The 18,552-nt window shown below is 74.3% G+C and carries 14 protein-coding genes; 12 read left to right on the forward strand and 2 right to left on the reverse strand.

The features are described from left to right. Positions 1–40: 40 nt before the first annotated feature. A complete protein-coding gene (locus tag ACIBQZ_RS12595; RefSeq protein ID WP_396088697.1) occupies positions 41–3,679 on the forward strand; it encodes an ATP-binding protein in 3,639 nt (1,212 codons plus the stop codon). Here ACIBQZ_RS12595 and ACIBQZ_RS12600 read toward each other — a convergent pair. Next, positions 3,676–4,776, reverse strand: a complete 1,101-nt coding sequence (locus tag ACIBQZ_RS12600) for a phosphatidylserine/phosphatidylglycerophosphate/cardiolipin synthase family protein (RefSeq protein WP_396088698.1) — start codon at positions 4,774–4,776, stop codon at positions 3,676–3,678. The genes ACIBQZ_RS12595 and ACIBQZ_RS12600 overlap by 4 nt on opposite strands. Before the next feature lie 158 nt (positions 4,777–4,934). Here ACIBQZ_RS12600 and ACIBQZ_RS12605 point away from each other — a divergent pair, with 158 nt between their 5' ends. After that, a complete protein-coding gene (locus tag ACIBQZ_RS12605; protein WP_396088758.1) occupies positions 4,935–5,774 on the forward strand; it encodes an ATP-grasp domain-containing protein in 840 nt (279 codons plus the stop codon). A 9-nt stretch (positions 5,775–5,783) separates the two neighbouring features. Here ACIBQZ_RS12605 and ACIBQZ_RS12610 read toward each other — a convergent pair whose 3' ends face one another. Further along, positions 5,784–6,872: a winged helix DNA-binding domain-containing protein gene (locus ACIBQZ_RS12610; protein ID WP_396088699.1), complete on the reverse strand. Its 1,089-nt coding sequence runs from the start codon at positions 6,870–6,872 to the stop codon at positions 5,784–5,786. A gap of 242 nt (positions 6,873–7,114) precedes the next feature. On the opposite strand from ACIBQZ_RS12610, the gene ACIBQZ_RS12615 reads away from it, so the two are divergent. From ACIBQZ_RS12615 to ACIBQZ_RS12660, 10 genes are all read left to right on the forward strand, one after another. Then, positions 7,115–7,774, forward strand: coding sequence for an alpha/beta fold hydrolase (locus tag ACIBQZ_RS12615; protein ID WP_396088700.1), 660 nt, complete (start codon positions 7,115–7,117; stop codon positions 7,772–7,774). Between the two features lie 25 nt (positions 7,775–7,799). Next, positions 7,800–8,735 carry a DUF2332 domain-containing protein gene (locus ACIBQZ_RS12620; protein WP_396088701.1) on the forward strand — a complete coding sequence of 312 codons (936 nt, stop codon included), beginning with the start codon at positions 7,800–7,802 and terminating at the stop codon, positions 8,733–8,735. A 215-nt stretch (positions 8,736–8,950) separates the two neighbouring features. Further along, a complete protein-coding gene (gene kdpF, locus ACIBQZ_RS12625) occupies positions 8,951–9,040 on the forward strand; it encodes a K(+)-transporting ATPase subunit F (RefSeq protein ID WP_396088702.1) in 90 nt (29 codons plus the stop codon). Next, positions 9,040–10,686, forward strand: coding sequence for a potassium-transporting ATPase subunit KdpA (gene kdpA, locus ACIBQZ_RS12630; RefSeq protein WP_396088703.1), 1,647 nt, complete (start codon positions 9,040–9,042; stop codon positions 10,684–10,686). Before kdpF ends, kdpA begins: the two co-directional genes overlap by 1 nt. Next, positions 10,683–12,815: a potassium-transporting ATPase subunit KdpB gene (gene kdpB / locus ACIBQZ_RS12635; RefSeq protein ID WP_396088704.1), complete on the forward strand. Its 2,133-nt coding sequence runs from the start codon at positions 10,683–10,685 to the stop codon at positions 12,813–12,815. The genes kdpA and kdpB overlap by 4 nt, the downstream gene beginning before the upstream one ends. A 5-nt stretch (positions 12,816–12,820) precedes the next feature. Next, complete coding sequence (locus ACIBQZ_RS12640) at positions 12,821–13,687, forward strand: potassium-transporting ATPase subunit C (RefSeq protein WP_396088705.1); 867 nt, start codon at positions 12,821–12,823, stop codon at positions 13,685–13,687. 24 nt (positions 13,688–13,711) lie between these two features. Continuing rightward, the gene (locus tag ACIBQZ_RS12645; protein ID WP_396088706.1) at positions 13,712–16,213 is read left to right on the forward strand and encodes a DUF4118 domain-containing protein; all 2,502 of its coding nucleotides are present in this window, start codon (positions 13,712–13,714) and stop codon (positions 16,211–16,213) included. Then, positions 16,210–16,887: a response regulator gene (locus tag ACIBQZ_RS12650; RefSeq protein WP_396088707.1), complete on the forward strand. Its 678-nt coding sequence runs from the start codon at positions 16,210–16,212 to the stop codon at positions 16,885–16,887. Before ACIBQZ_RS12645 ends, ACIBQZ_RS12650 begins: the two co-directional genes overlap by 4 nt. 38 nt (positions 16,888–16,925) lie before the next feature. Next, the gene (locus ACIBQZ_RS12655) at positions 16,926–17,567 is read left to right on the forward strand and encodes a TetR/AcrR family transcriptional regulator (protein ID WP_396088708.1); all 642 of its coding nucleotides are present in this window, start codon (positions 16,926–16,928) and stop codon (positions 17,565–17,567) included. Between the two features lies 1 nt (position 17,568). Beyond that, positions 17,569–18,243, forward strand: coding sequence for an enoyl-CoA hydratase-related protein (locus ACIBQZ_RS12660; protein ID WP_396088709.1), 675 nt, complete (start codon positions 17,569–17,571; stop codon positions 18,241–18,243). Positions 18,244–18,552 lie beyond the last annotated feature (309 nt).

Consider the following 18,552-nt stretch of genomic DNA (forward strand, 5'->3'; position numbering starts at 1 on the left):
GCCGGAGGTGGGGCACTCGCATGACCGGTGATCGGTCCTGATGTCGCCGGATGACCTGTTCGCCGAGGGTGGCAGCACCGGGCGGCTGATGGCCGGGCTGGACTGGGCCGGCACCGACCTGGGACCGGTCGCGGGCTGGCCGCAGAGCCTGCGCGCCGCCGTGCGGATCGTGCTGTCCTCGCGGTATCCGATGCTGCTGCTCTGGGGGCCGCGGTTCACCCAGCTCTACAACGACGCGTACTCCGCGCTGATCGGTGACCAGCACCCGGCCGCGCTGGGCCGGGACGTGCGGATCACCCTCGCCGACAGCTGGGACGTGCTGGAGCCGCTGATCCGGGACGCGATGGCGACCGGCGTGGCCAGCTGGGTGCCGGCCCTGCAACTGCTGCTGGACCGGGCCGGCTACCGCGAGGAGGCCTACTTCAGCGTCTCGCACGCCCCGGTCCGCGACGACGATGGCAGCACGACGGGCGTGCTCACCGTCTGCAGCGAGGTCACCGACCAGATCGTCGGGCAGCGGCGGCTGCGGCTGCTGCGTGACCTCTCCCTGCCCGGCCGCGCCGACCGGGTGGAGGTCACCGAGACCTGCGCGCGGCTCTCCGGGGTGCTCGGTGAACACCCGCTCGACGTGCCGTTCGCCGCGATCTACCTGCGCGACGGTGGGGTGCTGCGGCTGGCGGCGTGCGTCGGCGCCGACGCGCGGGGCGGGCCGGTCGAGGCGGCGTTGCCGGTGTCGGTGAGCCTCGGCGCCGCGTACCCGGACGAGGATTTCTGGGGTCTGCGGTCGGCCGCCTCGGGCGGCACCGCCCGGACCGACGCGGTGGCGGCGCGGCTCGCCGTGGCCGGCGGTCCCTGGGCCGAACCGGTCCGGACCGCGGTGGCCCAGCCGCTGCCGTCGGCCGACCGCGAGCAGCCGGTCGGGGTGATGCTGACCGGGATCAGCCCCAGCCGCGGCCTCGACGAGACCTACACGTCGTTCCTCCAGCTGCTCGCCCAGCAGGTCGCCGTCGCCGTCCGCAACGCCCAGGCCTACCAGCAGGAACGCGAGCGGGCCGAGGCGCTGGCCGAGCTGGACCGGGTCAAGACCGGGTTCTTCACCAACGTCAGCCACGAGTTCCGCACCCCGCTGACGCTCATGCTGGGCCCGCTCGCCGACGCGCTGACCGACGAGCAGGAACCGCTCGGCGCCGGGCAGCGCGACCGGGTGGACACCGCCTGGCGCAACGCCGACCGCCTGCTCAGCCTGGTCAACGACCTGCTGACGTTCGCCAGCCTGGAGGCCGGCCGGGCCGGGCACCGGCCCCGGGCGGTTGACCTCGCGAAGCTCACCGCGGAGCTGGCCGGGGTCTTCCGGGCGGCCGTGGAGCGCGCCGGGCTGCGCCTGGTGGTGGACTGCCCACCGCTGCCCCGGCCGGTCGCCGTCGACCCCGGCAACTGGGAGAAGATCGTCACCAACCTGCTCTCGAACGCCCTCAAGTTCACCTTCGTGGGCGAGATCCGGGTGGCGCTGGAGGCCGACGACGAGCAGGTCCGGCTGCGGGTCAGCGACACCGGCATCGGCATCGACGCGGCGCAGCTGCCGCTGTTGTTCGACCGCTTCCACCGGGTGCCCGGGGTGCGCTCGCGCAGCCACGAGGGCACCGGCATCGGCCTGGCGATGGTCCGCGAGCTGAGCCTGCTGCAGGGCGGCGACGTGCACGCCGACAGCCGGCCGGGCGAGGGCACGACGTTCACCGTGACCCTGCCGTGGACCGCGGTCGAGCCGCTCGCCGAACCGGCCGCGCCGGACGCGGCCACGTTCAGCACGGTCGAGGCAGCGGCCCGGGAGGCCGGCAGCTGGCTGGAACAGCCCGGGCAGCCCGCCGCCGGGCCGGCGCCGGCCGGGCCGCCGCCGGCCCGGATCCTGGTCGCCGACGACAACAGCGACATGCGCGCCTATCTGGTACGCCTGCTGAGCGCGCAGGGCTGGCAGGTGGACGTGGCGCCGGACGGCCGGGCGGCGCTGGAGGCGATCGGCCGGCGGCAGCCCGACCTGCTGCTGACCGACGTGATGATGCCCCGGCTCGACGGCTTCGAGCTGGTCCGGGCGCTGCGCCGGGACCCGGCCACGGCGACGCTGCCGGTGGTGATGCTCTCCGCGCGGGCGGGTCAGGAGGCCGGGGTGGAGAGCCTGCAGGCCGGGGCCGACGACTACGTGGTCAAGCCGTTCACCGCCGCGGAGCTGGTCGCCCGGGTACGGACCACGCTGCGGCTGGCCCGGCTGCGCGGCACGCCCACCCGGCAGCCGCAGGCGCACACCGGCACCGCCGAGCTGATCGCCGCCGGCCGCGCGCTCGAGGAGACGATCCAGCTCGCCACCGACCAGGTCCGCGCGCTGCTCGGCGGCGTACGGGCGGTCACCGAGCTGGCCGGCGACGGCGACCGGCCCCCGCTGCGGTTCGTCTCGCCGCGCGCCGACCCCGGGGCCGCCGACGGCGCCGCGGAGCTGACCGAGATGATCGGCGACCGGCTCGGCAGCATCGCCGTGCACGTCGCGACCCCGCCGGCCGACGCGGGCCCGCTGCTCGCCTCGACCGCCGGCGTGCTGGCCACGCTGGCACGGGGCACCTGGCAGCCCGACCACGACCGGCGGCTGCTGGCGCTCGCCGTGCAACGGAGCCTGCAACCGGAGGGCGTGCCCGCGCCGGACGGCTGGGAGGTGCAGGCGCGGCACCGGCCGGCGTCCGGCGGCGCCTGGTACGACGTCCACCCCCTGCCCGGCGGCGACCTGCTCATCGGCATCGGCGAGGTGGCCGGCGAGGGGCTGCGCGCGGCGGTGACCGCCGGACTGGTGCGCGCGGTGCTCCGGGCGTACGCGATCGGGGAGCCGGCGCCCGCGACGGCCCTGACCCGCGTCGCCGCGCTGGTGTCCCGCCTGGGCGCGGAGTTCTCCGGCACCCTGCTACTGGCCCGGCTGACCCCCGCCACCGGCGCGCTCACCTGGAGCAGCGCGGGCCACCCGGCGCCGCTGTGGTGCGCGCCGGGCGAGGACCCGCGGCCGCTGGCCGGACCGGTAGGGCCACCGCTCGGCACCGCCGCGGCGACCTACCCGCAGCACCCGGCGACGCTGCCGCCCGGGGCGCGGCTGCTGCTGGTCACCGGCGGGCCGGCCGCCGGGGCTACGGACACCGCGCTGCTGGAGGCGGTGCTTGCCGGCGGTCCTGATCCGCTGCCCGACGACGTCGCGGTGATCGCCGTGCGCCGCCGCCCGGCGCCCGCCCCGGTGGCCGCCGCCGACCTGCCGGACATCGCGGCGACCTGGGTGTACCCGCTGGCGCCGACGGCGTCCTCGACGCTGCGCAAGGATCTGCGGGCCGCGCTGTCCGGCGGCCGGTTCGGCGCCGACCTGCTCGACGATCTGCTGCTGGCGGCGACCGAGGCGGTCAACAACGCCGTCGAGCACGCCCAGCAACCCAGCCGCCCCGAGGTCGAGGTCCGGCTGCGGGTGGCCGACGGGACGGTCCGGATCGTGGTGCAGGACTTCGGCGGCTGGCGGCAACGGCCGCCGGCCCGCGACCGCGGCCGGGGCGCGCTGCTGATGAACGCGTACGGCGACGTGCGGGTGACCGCCACCCGGACCGGCACGCGGGTGAGCATCGAGCGCCGCTGGGTCGCGCCACCCGCCGGGGACGCCGGCTAGAGCGGCCGGCCGAGGTCGGTGATGATCCGGTCGATCTCGGCCAGCGCCGCGGCGGCGAGCCGGCGCTGCGCGGCCTCGGCGACCGCGTCGGTCTCCTCGAGATCACCCAGCACGACGATGTTCTCGTCGTTGAGCGTGGTCGCGGGCCCGGTGTAGTTGAAGCTGCCGACGATGATCAGGCGGGTGTCGAGCACCATCAGCTTGTGGTGCACCTTGCGCAGCCCGGTGCCCGGCCGGTTCTCCCAGAGCCGCACGCCGGCGGCCTTGAGCGGCTGGGTGGCGGCCCAGCGCTGGGCGCCCTGGCCGCGGTCGAGGATGCCGCGGATGGTGAAGCCCGGCCCGGCCAGCCGGGCCATGGCGTCGTCGATGCCCGAGGACTGCGCGAAGGTGAACATCGCGAAGTCGACCCGCTCGCGGGCCTTGAGCATCTGTTTCATGATCTCCATCTCGGGCCCGTGCCGCGGCGCGAACAGCGGCTTGACCCGGATGCCGCCGAGCCGGAACTCGTCCGGCCGGGCCTCGTGCCGTTCGTGCAGCTCGCCGAAGGTGCCGCTGCGCATCCGGTCGAACTCGCTGCGGTACTGGTCGGTGGCCTGCTTGCCACCCAGCACGACAACGTGGTTGAGGTTGTTGCCGGACCGGCCGGCCCCGGTGGCCGTGTTGGTCCCGGTGTCGGTGCCGGTGAAGTTCGCCGAGCCGGTCAGCACGGCGGCGCCGGGCTTGCCGTGGTCGCGCACCACGAACTTCTGGTGGAAGATCGCCGGGTTCAGGTCGGTGATCACGTCGATGCCGGCCCGCAGGAACGCCGCGTGGATGACCCGGTTGACCTCGTTGTCCCCCGCCACTGCCCAGGGGTCGGCGGGCGCCCGGTCCTCGTGCAGGTAACTCGACTCGAGAATGATCTGGACCCGTACCCCGCGGGCCTTGGCGTCGAGGACGGCCCGCGCGATCGGCTCGGAGTCGATCTCCTGCACCGCGATCCGCAGCGAGGAGGTGGCGGCGTTGAGGAAGCCGAGGATGACCGCGTGCAGGTCGTCGGGGGCGCCCAGCACGGGCGGCCCGGTGTAGAACGCGACGTCACCAAGCTGCACAGCCATCGCAGTATCCTCATCTCACCGTCGGCCCGGCCCTGCCTCCACGATGACCCCGGCTACCCACCGGCCGGTGATCTCGGTCGCCAACACGACACCACCGAAGTGACCGCCGCCACCCTGGTCCGGGTGCCGGGCGCGGCATCGGTCACCATGGTCCGGTGATGATCCTGGTTCCGTCCGATGTGGTGCGGCCGCGGCGGGTTGATGAGCATTTTGCCGCCGAGGCGGCTGCCGCCCGGCAGGCCGGGTGGGTGGTCGCGCTCGTCGACCATGACGCGCTGGCCGGCGGCGGCGGCGGGGACGCGGACGCCGCGGTGGCCCGGGTGCCCGCCGGTGACGGCGCGGTCTACCGCGGCTGGATGCTCGGGGCCGGGCAGTACGCGGCGATGGCCGGCGCGCTCGCCCGCCGGGGTGTGACGCTGCGGACCGGTCCCGCGCAGTACCGCCGGGCGCACGAGCTGCCGGGGTGGTGTGCCGAGCTGGCCGGGTGGACGCCGGACACCGCCTGGACCGACGGTGCCGAGCGGGCCGGCTTCGACCGGGCGCGCGCCGAGCTGGGTGGTGGCCCGGCCGTGCTGCGGGACTGGACCAAGTCGATGAAGCACTACTGGGACGAGGCGGTGTACATCCCCGAGCTGGACGACGCCGCGGCCGCGTGGCGGGTGGCGAGCCGGCTGCGGGAGCTGCGCGGGGACGAGTTCACCGGCGGGTTCGTGCTGCGCCGCTTCGAGGAGTTCACCGGGGCGGAGGTGCGGACCTGGTGGGTGGCGGGCGAGTGCCGGCTGGTCGGCGCGCACCCGGACACGCCGGGGGAGCCGCCCCCGGACGATCTTGACCTGGCCGGGATCGCGCCGGTGATCGCCGGGCTGAAGCTGCCGTTCGTGACGGTCGATCTGGCCCGGCGCGCCGACGGCGCCTGGCGGGTGATCGAGGTGGGCGACGGCCAGGTGAGCGACCGGCCGGTGTCGATCGCCGCGGAGGTCTTCGTCGGCGCGTTGTAGGCGGGCCGGTCAGCCGATCCGGACGCGGTCGCTGTCCTGGTCGGACAGGAACGACGCCAGCGCCCGCCCCTGCTCGGCCACGGCGGTCCGCTCGGCCCGGGAGAGGGCGCCCAGCGGCTGGACCACCACCGTGCCGGCGTCGACGGTCCAGGTCGCGGCGACCCGGCCGTCGACCAGCACCACGCGCTCGCCGGCCACCGACAGGCCGCGGTGGGCGTGGTCGATGATCCGGCTGCGGTCGTGGTAGCCGAGGATCGCGTTGTCGAAGGCGGGCAGGAACCGGACCGGCGCCGGGGTGTCCGGGTCGGGGCGGGGCGCGCCGGGCAGGTCCAGCAGCTCCCGACCCCGTTCGTCGCGGAAGGTCACCAGTTCGTCGCGGATCGCCGACACCGCGGCGGGCAGCCCGGAGAGGCCGGACCAGGCGCGCAGGTCGGCCGTCGCGGCGGGGCCGTACGCGGCCAGGTAGCGCCGCACCAGCGTCACGCCGACCGGATCGGTGCCGTCCGGGGGCGGCGGGTCGGCCTCGCGTCCCAGCCACGAGGAGAGCGGCACCATGCGGACCCCCGCCCTGGTCCGCCACAGCCCGCGCGGCGGCAGCTGCACCACCGGGATCAGGGCGGCGATCAGCACCTCGCCCAGCGCCCGCGGCCCCGGCGCCGGCCAGCGCTCGGCCAGCGCCCGGGCGAGCTCGCCCAGCGAGCGGGGTGCGCCGTCGGCCAGCACCGCCCGGCCCGCCGCGGCGAGTTCGTCGAGGTCGACCGCGGCCAGCTCGCGCCGGTAGACCCCGAGCACCCGCTGCCGCAGCATGGCGTCGTGCCGGGCCCGCCAGGCCAGCACGTCGGCGGCGGTCAGCAGGTGCACGGTCCGGCGCATCAAGTGGGTGCGCACCACGCGGCGCCGGGTCAGCAGGTCGGAGAGCACCGCCGGGTCGAACCCGCGCACCCGCGACCAGAGCCCGATGAACGGCTCCTGCGGCTCCTGCGCCTGCAGGCCGCACAGGTGCGCGACGGCGTCGAGCACGGGTACGTCGGCGTGGTCGAGCAGCAGCTGCCGGGCGAGCGTCGCACGGTTGAGGGCCCGGGTGTCCAGAACGGTCATGGCTCTCACCGTGGCAGCAGAAGCGGTCAGGAACCGGCCGCTTCTCGGGGCATCCTGGTGATCATGCCGAAGACCTCCGCGCGACTGCGGGCGCTGCTCTGGCTGCACACCGTCCGCCGCCTTCGTGGCCGGCCGGTTCCGGGGCTCCGCCGGCGCGGGCGGGTGGCCCTGCCGCGGTGAGGTCATCCTCGATCTGCCCGGCGAGGGTTTGCGGGCGGCCGCGGCGCGGTACTGCGCCCGTCGTGACCCTGAGTTCCCCGAGCCCGCCGCTGCGGACCGACCAGCGGCTGCCCGCCCCGGCCGGCGCGTGGGCGTACGACCTGTGGGGCCGGCACGGCCGCCCGCTCGTGCTGATCCCCGCGATCCTGTTCGACCGGCTGATGTGGTGGCCCGCCGCGGCCGACCTGCGCCCGTACGCCACCGTGGTCGCGGTGGACCTGCCGGGCCACGGCGAGTCGCCCGCCCGCGCCCGCTACGACCCGGACGAGCTGGTCGACGACCTGGCCGAGCTGGTCGCGGGGCTGGGCGGCACCCGGGCGCCGGTGGTGGTCGGCCACGGCGCGTCGGCCGCGCTCGCGCTCCGGTTCGCCGCCCGGTACGCGAGCCACGCGGTCGTCACCGTGGACGCGCCCGACGACTGCCGCCGGCCGGTGCCACGCGAGGAGTACCTGGCCCGGATGCGGCTCGACACGCTGCCGGAGTGCTACCGCGACCTGGTCCGGCCGGCCGCCGATCCGGGGTTGCTGGCCGCGTACGGGTCCTGTGTGGACCTCGAGGCGCCGCCCGCCGCACCCGGCACCGCCCGGCTGGACGTGCGCAGCACGGACTACGGCGTCCCGGGCCGCTTCGCCCACCTCACCGCGGCCTCCCGGTTCGTCGGCGCCCTCGGCGCCCTGCTCTGAGGCCCGGTGCGGTACACCGGAGGCCATGACGATCACTGAGAGGTACGCCGAGTTCGCCGCCCGGGAGACCCGCGGGGTCTCGCCGACCTACGAACGGCTCTCGGCCGCGGTCGCCGGCGACGACGAGCTGGTGGCCCGGCTCGGCGCCCTGCCGCCGGACAAGCAGCAACCCAACCTGCTCTTCGGCGTCGTGCGGTTCCTGGGCGGCCCGGTGCACGACCCCGCGGCGTTCCGCGCCTGGACGCTCACGCACTGGCCGGCGATCGAGCCGGAGCTGCGGGCCCGGGCCACCCAGACCAACGAGCCCGGCCGGTGCGCGGTGCTGCTGCCGATCCTCGCGGCGCTGCCGCAGCCGCTGGCGCTGCTGGAGGTCGGCGCGGCCGCCGGGCTGTGCCTCTACCCCGACCGGTACGCCTACCGCTACGGCGACCACACCCTGGGCACCGGAGCGCCGGTCCTGGACTGCGCCGCGACCGGCCTGGTCCCGCCGGCCACCCGGCCCCGGGTGGTCTGGCGGGCCGGCCTGGACCTGAACCCGCTGGACGTCACCGCCCCCGCGGACGTGGCCTGGCTCGACGCCCTCATCTGGCCGGAACACCAGCACCGCCGGGCCCGGCTGCGCGCGGCGGCCGCCGTCGCCGCGGCGGACCCGCCGCTGCTGGTCCGGGGCGACCTGGTGGACGACCTGCCGGCGCTGGCCGCCCGCGCCCCGGCCGGCGCGACCCTGGTGGTGCTGCACACCTCGGTGCTCTACCAGGTGCCGCGGCCACGCCGGGAGGCGTTCGCCGAGCTGGTGACGGCGCTGCCCGGGCACTGGGTGGCGAACGAGGCGCCGGAGGTGCTGGACCGCGCGGGGTTGCCGGCGCCCCCGGACGACGCGCTGTACAACGTGCTGTCGCTCGACGGCAGGCCGCTGGCCTGGACCCGCTCGCACGGGCAGGCGATGACCTGGTTCGGCTGACCCGCGGCCGGCGTCAACAGCGCGTCAACAACCGCGGTGGCGGCGTAGACATCGCGTGAACGCCGATGACAGCGCGGCCGGGGCGCGCTGTGCTTCCTGACGAAGGTCCGCACCCCTCGTCAAGGAGTCCTCCCGATGGCTGATCTCGTTTTCGCCGGTCTCACGGTGGTGCTGTTCGCGGCGCTGACCGTGCTGGTCCGGGTGGTCGAACGCTGGTGAGCGCCGTCAACCTCATCGGCCTGATCGTGGCCGTCCCGCTGACCGCGTTCCTGGTCGCGGCGCTGCTGTTCCCGGAGAAGTTCTGATGGCGGGCTGGCTCTTCGTGATTTCGCTGGTGCTCGCCCTGGTCGCGGTGTACCGGCCGTTCGGTGACTACATGTACCGGGTCGTCACCGGCGCCCGCAGCACCGTGGTCGAGCGCGGCGTGTACCGCCTGGTCGGGGTGAACCCGGCCGCGGAGCAGACCTGGGGCGTCTACGCCCGCGGCGTGCTCGCGTTCTCCGCGGTGTCGATCCTCTTCCTCTATCTGTTCCTGCGGGTGCAGGACAAACTGTGGCTGTCGCTGGGCATGCCGACGATGCCCACCCACGTGTCCTGGAACACGGCGGTCAGTTTTGTCACCAACACCAACTGGCAGGCCTACGCCGGTGAGTCGGCGCTCGGCCACCTGGTGCAGATGGCCGGGCTCGCGGTGCAGAACTTCGTGTCGGCGGCCGTCGGCATCGCGGTCGCGGTCGCGGTGGTCCGTGGCCTCGCCGGCCGCGGGACCGGCACGCTGGGCAACTTCTGGGTCGATCTGACCCGGATCATCCTGCGGATCCTGCTGCCGGTCTGCGTGCTCGCCACGCTCGTCTTCATGGTCGCCGGGATGGTGCAGAACCTGTCCGGCGGCACCGACGTCACCACCCTGGCCGGCGCCACCCAGCACATCACCGGCGGCCCGGTCGCCTCCCAGGAGGCGATCAAGGAACTGGGCACCAACGGCGGCGGCTTCGCCAACGTCAACTCGGCGCATCCGTTCGAGAACCCGACCACGTGGACGAACTGGCTGGAGATCTTCCTGCTCCTCCTGATCCCGTTCAGCCTGCCCCGGGTGTTCGGCCGGATGGTGGGGCAGAACCGGCAGGGCTACGCCATCGTCGCCGTGATGGCCGTGCTGGCGATCACCTCGATCGCGCTCACCGTCGGCTTCGAGGTGCACGGCGGCGGCACTGTCCCGCAGGCCGTCGGCGCCGCCATGGAGGGCAAGGAGGTGCGGTTCGGCGTCCCGAACTCGGCCACCTTCGCCGCCGCGACCACGCTGACCTCCACCGGCGCCGTCAACTCGGTCCACGACTCGTACACCCCGTTCGGCGGGATGCTGACGATGGTCAACATGATGCTCGGCGAGGTCGCCCCCGGCGGCGTCGGCACCGGCCTCTACGGCCTGCTCGTCCTCGCGGTGCTCACGGTCTTCGTGGCCGGCCTGATGGTCGGGCGCACGCCGGAGTACCTGGGCAAGAAGGTCGGCGCCCAGCAGCTCCAGCTGGCGTCGCTGTACTTCCTGGTGACCCCGGCGATCGTGCTGACCGGCACGGCGGCCGCCTTCGCCACCGGCAACAACGCCACGGCGCTCAACGTGGGCCCGCACGGCCTGTCCGAGGTGCTGTACGCCTTCACCAGCGCGGGCAACAACAACGGCTCGGCGTTCGGCGGCCTCACCGTCAACACCGGATGGTGGGCCACCGCGCTGGGCCTGGCGATGCTGCTCGGCCGGTTCCTGCCGATGGTGCTGGTGCTGGCGCTGGCCGGCTCGTTCGCCCGGCAGCAGCCCGCCCCGGACTCCGAGGGCACCCTGCCCACCCATCAACCCCTGTTCGTCGGGATGGTCGTCGGCGTCACCGTCGTGCTGGTCGCGCTGACCTTCCTGCCCGCTCTCGCTCTCGGACCCCTCGCGGAGGGCCTGTCATGACCATGCCCACCCTCGAGAAACCCCGGGCTGAAACGCCGGCCGCCGCCGGTGGCCGCCGCGTCGGCGCCGGTCTGCTCGATCCGGCCCAGCTGTGGCGTTCCCTGCCGGGCGCCGCGGCCAAACTGGACCCGCGCACCCTGTGGCGCAACCCGGTGATGTTCCTGGTCGAGGTCGGCGCCGTCGGCACCACGGTCCTGTCGATCGCCGACCCGAGCGTGCTGGCCTGGTCGATCACGGTCTGGTTGTGGCTGACCGTGGTCTTCGCCAACCTGGCCGAGGCGGTTGCCGAGGGCCGGGGCAAGGCCCAGGCGGCGGCGCTGCGCCGGTCGAAGCAGGACCTGGTCGCCCGCCGGCTGACCGCCGACGGGCGCGAGGAGCGGGTGCCCGCGTCGGAACTGCGCCGGGGTGACACCGTGGTGGTCGAGGCCGGCGAGACCATTCCCGGTGACGGCGACGTCATCGAGGGCATCGCCAGCGTCGACGAGTCGGCGATCACCGGCGAGTCGGCGCCGGTCATCCGCGAGTCGGGCGGCGACCGGTCGGCGGTCACCGGCGCCACCAAGGTGCTCTCCGACCGGATCGTCGTCCGGATCACCCAGCAGCCCGGCGAGAGCTTCCTCGACCGGATGATCGCCCTGGTCGAGGGCGCGAACCGGCAGCGGACCCCGAACGAGATCGCACTGAACATCCTGCTCGCGGCGCTCACGATCATCTTCCTGCTGGCGGTGGTGACGCTGCAGCCGCTGGCGATCTTCTCGAAGGCGTGGCAGGCCGCCGCGCCGGACACCGCGGCGATCGACGCGCACGGCGTCACCGGCATCGTGCTGGTGTCGCTGATCGTCTGCCTGATCCCGACCACCATCGGCGCCCTGCTGTCGGCGATCGGCATCGCCGGGATGGACCGCCTGGTGCAGCGCAACGTGCTGGCCATGTCCGGCCGTGCCGTGGAGGCCGCCGGCGACGTGAACACGCTGCTGCTCGACAAGACCGGCACGATCACGCTGGGCAACCGGCAGGCGGCCGAGTTCGTCCCGGTCGACGGCGTCACCGCGGCCGCCCTGGCCGATGCCGCGCAGCTGGCGAGCCTGGCCGACGAGACACCCGAGGGCCGCTCGGTCGTGGTGCTGGCCAAGAACGAGTTCGGCCTGCGCGAGCGGGAGACGGGGCTCATGGGCGGCGTGACGTTCGTGCCGTTCAGCGCGCAGACCCGGATGAGCGGCGTCGACCTCGGCGCCAGGCACGTCCGCAAGGGCGCCGCCGCTGCGGTCATGAAGTGGGTCCGTCAGCACGGCGGGCACCCCACCGAGGAGGCCGGCGAGATCGTCGACATGATCAGCACCGCCGGTGGCACCCCGCTCGTGGTCGCCGAGCACATCGCCGGCGCCCCGGCCCGCGCCTTGGGCGTGATCCACCTCAAGGACGTGGTCAAGGCGGGCATGCGCGCCCGGTTCGACGAGATGCGCACGATGGGCATCCGCACCGTGATGATCACCGGCGACAACCCGCGCACCGCGAAGGCGATCGCCGACGAGGCCGGCGTCGACGACTTCCTGGCCGAGGCCACGCCCGAGGACAAGCTCGCCTACATCCGCCAGGAGCAGAAGGGTGGCCGGCTGGTCGCGATGACCGGAGACGGCACCAACGACGCACCCGCGCTGGCCCAGGCCGACGTCGGGGTGGCGATGAACACCGGCACGTCGGCCGCGAAGGAGGCCGGCAACATGGTCGACCTCGACTCCGACCCGACCAAGCTCATCGAGATCGTGGAGATCGGCAAGCAGCTGCTCATCACCCGCGGCGCGCTGACCACGTTCTCCATCACCAACGACATCGCCAAGTACTTCGCGATCATCCCGGCCATGTTCGCCGCGGTCCATCCCGGTCTCGACGCGCTCAACGTGATGCGGCTGCACTCGCCGGGCTCGGCGATCCTGTCCGCGGTCATCTTCAACGCGCTGGTCATCGTGGCGCTCATCCCGCTGGCCCTGCGCGGTGTCCGGTACACCCCGTCCGGCGCCGGCGCGTTGCTGCGCCGCAACCTGCTCGTCTACGGCCTCGGCGGCGTCCTCGCCCCGTTCCTCGGCATCAAGCTCATCGACCTGCTCATCCAGTTCGTCCCAGGGATCTGATCACCGTGCGCCTGCCCAGCTGGCTCTCCCCGCACCTCGCCGCGCTGCGCGCGCTGCTGGTCTTCACCGTCCTGCTCGGCCTGGCCTATCCGCTGGCCTTCGTGGCTCTCGGCCGGGTACCCGGCCTCGACCACCAGGCCGACGGCTCCCTGGTCACCGCGTCCGGCAACGCGGTCGGCAGCAGGCTGATCGGGCAGTCGTTCACCGACGCCGACGGCAACCCGATCCCGCGCTACTTCCAGAGCCGCCCCTCCGCGGCCGGTGACGGCTACGACCCCACCGCCACCTCGGCCAGCAACCTCGGCCCCAGCAGCGTTGTCGACACGGTGTCCGACAACCCGGACGACACGTCGCCCGGCCTGCTCACCCAGGTCTGCGCCCGCAGCCTCGCCGTCGGCGAACTGGAGGGCGTCGACGGCCGCCGCCCCTACTGCACCACCGACGGCGTCGGCGCGGTCCTCGCGGTCTTCCGCCGCGACGGCCTGACCGGCCCGGTCACCCGGGTGGTGTCGGTCAACCAGATCGGTACGCCCTTCCTCGCGACCTTCGACGGCGTCACCGTGGAGTCCGCCCGGCCCGGCCAGGACTATCAGGCCCTCGGCGGGGTCATGACGCCGATCCGCGGCACCGCGCCCGCCGTGCCGGTGGTGCCGCCCGACGCGGTCACCGCGAGCGCCAGCGGCCTGGACCCGCACATCAGCCCGGCCTACGCCGCACTCCAGGTCCCGCGGATCGCCCGGGAGCGGGGCCTGCCGCCCGGCACGGTGAGATCCTTGATCCGGCAGCACACCGACGGTCGCGCGCTCGGCTTCCTCGGCGAGCCGGGGGTCAACGTCCTGACCCTCAACATCGCGCTCGACCGGCTGAAGTAACCACGAGAGGAGGGCGGCGCCGACATGGCACGCGGAGAACTACGCATCTACCTCGGCGCCGCCCCCGGCGTCGGCAAGACGTACACGATGCTCGAGGAGGCCCACCGGCGCGCCGGGCGCGGCACCGATGTGGTGGTCGCGCTGGTGGAGACCCACGGACGCCGGCACACCCAGGCGATGATCGGTGACCTGGAGGTCGTGCCCCGCCGCACGGTCGGGTACCGCGGCGCCGAGTTCACCGAGCTGGACGTCGCCGCGGTGCTGGCCCGCGCGCCCGAACTGGCCGTGGTGGACGAGCTGGCGCACACCAACGTCCCCGGCTGCGCCCACGCCAAGCGGTGGCAGGACGTGCAGGAGCTGCTGAGCGCCGGCATCGACGTGCTGACCACGGTCAACGTGCAGCATCTGGAGTCGCTCAACGACGTGGTCGCCCGGATCACCGGCGTCGAACAGCGGGAGACGGTGCCCGACGCCGTGGTCCGCGCGGCGGAACAGGTCGAGCTGGTCGACATGACCCCGGAGGCGCTGCGCCGCCGGATGGCGCACGGCAACATCTACCGGCCCGAGAAGGTCGACGCGGCGCTCGGCAACTACTTCCGCACCGGGAATCTGACCGCGCTGCGCGAGCTGGCCCTGCTCTGGCTCGCCGACAAGGTCGAGGACCAGCTCGGCCGGTACCGGGCGGACAACCGGATCAGCGCGACCTGGGAGACGCGGGAACGCGTGGTCGTGGCGCTGACCGGCGGGTCGGAGGGTGACACGCTGATCCGCCGGGCGGCCCGGATCGCCACCCGGACCGCCTCACCGCGCTCGGGCGGCGGTGCGGATCTGATGGCCGTGCACGTCACCCGTAACGACGGGCTGATCGGTGCGGATCCGGCGGCGCTGGCCCGGCAGCGGGTGCTCGTGGAGAGCCTGGGCGGCACGTACCACCAGGTGGCGGGCGCCGACGTGGCGCACGCGCTGCTCGACTTCGCCCGCGCCGTCAACGCCACCCAGATCGTGCTCGGCGCGAGCAGCCGCGGCCGGTTCGCTCAGCTGTTCTCCGCCGGCGTCGGGGTGACCACGACCGCGCTGTCCGGCACCATCGACGTGCACCTGGTCCCGCACGAACGGGCCGGGCGGGGCCGGAGCCGGCGCCGGATGCCGGTCGGGCTGTCGCGCGGCCGGCGGACGGCAGGCTTCGTGACCGTCCTGCTCGGGTTGCCCGCCTTGACCGCGCTGCTGCGGGTCGGGCCGGCCCTGTCGCTGACCAACGACATCCTGCTGTTCCTCGTCGCCGTCGTGGCCGTCGCCCTGATCGGCGGGCGCTGGCCGGCGCTGCTCGCGGCCGTGTCCGGGTCGCTGATGCTGAACTGGTTCTTCACCGCGCCCGTGGGCCGCTTCACCATCGCCGAGACCGGGAACCTGCTCGCCCTGGCGATCTTCGTGATCGTCGCGATCGCGGTCAGCTGGGTCGTCGACCAGGCGGCCCGGACGACCCGCCAGGCCGCACAGGCCGGCGCCGACGCGCAGACCCTGGCCACCGTCGCCGGCAGCGTCCTGCGCGGCGACCGGCCCCTGCTCGCGCTGCTCGGCAGGTTGCGGGAGACGTTCACCCTCGAGTCGGTGACGTTGCTGGAGAACGGTGTCGTGGTCGCGGAGGCCGGCGGCCCGCCGTGCACCCACGCCGCCGACGCCGACGCGGAGGTCACCGTGGACGACCATCTGGTCATGCTGCTCAAGGGCCGGCCGCTGCGGGCCGGCGACCGGCGCATCGTCGAGGCGTTCGCCGCGCAGGCGGCCCTCGCGGTGCGCCAGGAGCGGCTCGCCGCCGAGGCGGCGACCGCCCGGCCGCTCGCCGAGGCCGACCGCATGCGCACCGCGCTGCTCGCCGCCGTGAGCCACGACCTGCGCAACCCGCTCGCCTCCGCGAAAGCCGCCGTCGCCAGCCTGCGCAGCGCCGAGGTGCACTTCGACGACAACGACCGCGCCGAGCTGCTGGAGACCGCCGACGAGTCCCTCGACCGGCTCACCCGGCTGGTCACCAACCTGCTCGACATGAGCCGCCTGCAGGCCGGCGCGCTCGGCGTCACCCCCATCGCGGTCGGCGCCGAGGAGGTCGTACCCCGGGCCCTGGACGATCTCGGACCGCCCGGCCGGACCGTCGCCGTCCACATCCCCGACGACCTGCCCTATGTCCACGCCGACCCCGGCCTGCTCGAACGGGTCCTGGTCAACCTGGCCGCCAACGCCCTGCGGTACAGCCCCGCCGACCGGCCACCCGTCATCACCGCGAGCGCCCTGGGCGAGACCGTCGAGGTGCGCGTCATCGACCACGGCCCCGGCATCCCACCGGATCGCTGGGACGACGTCTTCCTGCCGTTCCAGCGGCTCGGCGACCGCGACAACCACGTCGGCGTCGGCCTCGGCCTGGCCCTGTCCCGCGGGCTCACCGAGGCGATGAGCGGCACCCTGACCCCCGAGGAAACCCCCGGCGGCGGTCTCACCATGATCGTCGCCCTGCCCACGACGGCCGGCGCATGACCCGCATCCTGGTCGTCGACGACGACCCCCAGATCGTCCGGGCCCTGCGGATCAACCTGCGCGCCCGCCGGTACGACGTCGACACGGCCCCGGACGGCGCCGGTGCCCTGCGTGCCGCCGCGCAGCACCACCCCGACCTGGTCGTGCTCGACCTGGGCCTGCCCGACATGGAAGGCAGCGAGGTGATCCGCGGCCTGCGCGGCTGGACCGCCACCCCGATCATCGTGCTGTCCGGCCGCGCCGACAGCCACGACAAGGTCGACGCGCTCGACGCCGGCGCCGACGACTACGTCACCAAGCCCTTCGGCATCGACGAACTCCTCGCCCGGATCCGGGCCGTCACCCGCCGCGCCCAGCCCTCCGGCGAGGCGCTGCCACAGGCGACCATCGGCCGGCACACCATCGACCTCGGCACCCACACCATCACCGGCGGTGGTGCCGACGTCCGGCTCACCCCCACCGAGTGGCAGCTGCTCGAGCACCTGCTGCGCCATCCCGGCAAACTGCTCAGTCAACGAGCCCTGCTGCAGGACGTCTGGGGCCCGCAGTACCTCACCGAGACCAACTACCTGCGCCAGTACATGGCACGGCTGCGCCGCAAGCTCGAGACCGACCCCGCCCACCCCCGTCACCTGCTCACCGAGCCCGGCATGGGCTACCGCTTCAAGCCCTGACCGCGTTATTGGAGCGTCTGCTCTGATATAACTGCCGGGTGCCCCGCCGCCGCGTCCACGACCTGGACCACGTCCTCGACACCGCCGAGCGTCTTGTCGTCGAGCTGGGCGCCGGTGGGGTCACCGTGCGCGCGCTGGCCGCCGCCGCCGACGTGCCGAACGGCACGATCTACCACGGCTTCGGCTCGCTGCCCGCCCTGCTCGCCCGGGCCTGGCTGCGCGCCGCCGACGACTTCCTGCGCCTGCAGACCGAGCTCGTCGAGCAGGCCCTCCCGGCCGGCGCCCGCGAGGCGGTCGTCGCCGCGGCGGGCGCACCGGCGGTCTTCGCCGAGCGGCGCCCGGCCGCGGCCCGCATGCTCTTCACCGTGCGCCGCGAGCACCTGCTCGGCCCGGAGCTGCCGGAGGCCGACGCCGAGGCCCTGCTCGGCCTCGACGCGCGGCTGGTGCAGGTGCTGGTGCGGCTGGCGCGGCTGCTCTGGGGCCGCGGCGACCGGCACGCCGTCGAGGTGGTCACGACGTGCGTGGTGGACCTGCCGACCGCGCTCTTCCGGCGCGCGCTGACCGGCCCGGCCGCCGACGGCGCCGTGGTCATCAACGCCGACCTGCGCCGGCGCCTCACCGCGGCGGTGCACGCCGTGCTGGATCTCCCGCCCACCCCGCTACCGACCCGGAAGGGCTGACATGCCGACCCTGCACCAGGACCACCCCGTCCACGTCCTCGACCTCGGCGACGGCGAGAACCGCTTCTCGCCGTCCTGGATCACCGGCGTCCACGAGCTGCTCGACACCGTCGTGCGCGGCGCGGAAGCGGCCGCGCTGGTCACCACCGGCCGGGGCAAGTTCTTCTCCAACGGCCTGGACCTGGCCTGGCTGGGCGAGCACGGCGACCGCGCGCCGGACTACCTGCGCGACGTCCAGCACCTGCTCGCCCGGCTGCTCACGCTGCCGGTGCCGACCATCGCGGCGGTCAACGGGCACGCCTTCGGCGCCGGGGCGATGCTGGCCATGGCGCACGACTTCCGGATCATGCGGTCCGACCGCGGGTACTTCTGCTTCCCGGAGGTGGACATCACCATCCCGTTCACCCCGGGGATGGCGGCGCTGGTGCAGGCCAAGCTGACCCCGGCCGCGGCGATCGCCGCGATGACCACCGGGCGGCGGTTCGACGCGCCCACCGCCGTCGGGTACGGCCTGGTCGACCGCGCGGCCGACCAGGCCGCGCTGGTGGCGGCGGCCACGGAGGCGGTACGCCCGCTCGCCGGCAAGGACCGCGACACTCTGGGCAGCATCAAGTCGACGATGTTCGCCGGCGCGTACGCCGCCCTGCGCGCCGCGGAACCGGCGATCGGCCGGTAGGCCGCCGGTGCCCCACCGAGCAGATGTTTTGCCCGAAGTCCCGGGAGAGCGCCGCTTCTCTCAGGCGGCGCTGGTTTTCCTCCGCCGTTCATTCGTATGATGTCTCGAACGAGGATCGACTCTTCCGCGACGACCGGTACCTGCCCCCGCAACCGGTCGGCCGGGCGGGACCTCCACACCCCCCGGAGGCCCGTCCGGCACCGGACGGTGACCGCCGCACGACGCTGCGCTGCCCGCCGAACCCGCCGCCGGCGCCGTCCGCGGAGTTGTTGTCCCAGGACAACAATGCATTTGCGGTTCGGGGCCACC

The organism is Actinoplanes sp. NPDC049599 (assembly GCF_044465625.1).
Taxonomy (GTDB): Bacteria; Actinomycetota; Actinomycetes; order Mycobacteriales; family Micromonosporaceae; genus Actinoplanes.

What these genes read in the sequence shown, in the direction of transcription:
- ACIBQZ_RS12595 (WP_396088697.1), top strand. Translation starts at nt 41, where the DNA reads ATGTCGCCGGATGACCTGTTCGCCGAGGGTGGCAGCACCGGGCGGCTG.
- ACIBQZ_RS12600 (WP_396088698.1), bottom strand. Translation starts at nt 4,776, where the DNA reads ATGGCTGTGCAGCTTGGTGACGTCGCGTTCTACACCGGGCCGCCCGTG.
- ACIBQZ_RS12605 (WP_396088758.1), top strand. Translation starts at nt 4,935, where the DNA reads ATGATCCTGGTTCCGTCCGATGTGGTGCGGCCGCGGCGGGTTGATGAG.
- ACIBQZ_RS12610 (WP_396088699.1), bottom strand. Translation starts at nt 6,872, where the DNA reads ATGACCGTTCTGGACACCCGGGCCCTCAACCGTGCGACGCTCGCCCGG.
- ACIBQZ_RS12620 (WP_396088701.1), top strand. Translation starts at nt 7,800, where the DNA reads ATGACGATCACTGAGAGGTACGCCGAGTTCGCCGCCCGGGAGACCCGC.
- kdpA (WP_396088703.1), top strand. Translation starts at nt 9,040, where the DNA reads ATGGCGGGCTGGCTCTTCGTGATTTCGCTGGTGCTCGCCCTGGTCGCG.
- kdpB (WP_396088704.1), top strand. Translation starts at nt 10,683, where the DNA reads ATGACCATGCCCACCCTCGAGAAACCCCGGGCTGAAACGCCGGCCGCC.
- ACIBQZ_RS12645 (WP_396088706.1), top strand. Translation starts at nt 13,712, where the DNA reads ATGGCACGCGGAGAACTACGCATCTACCTCGGCGCCGCCCCCGGCGTC.
- ACIBQZ_RS12650 (WP_396088707.1), top strand. Translation starts at nt 16,210, where the DNA reads ATGACCCGCATCCTGGTCGTCGACGACGACCCCCAGATCGTCCGGGCC.
- ACIBQZ_RS12660 (WP_396088709.1), top strand. Translation starts at nt 17,569, where the DNA reads ATGCCGACCCTGCACCAGGACCACCCCGTCCACGTCCTCGACCTCGGC.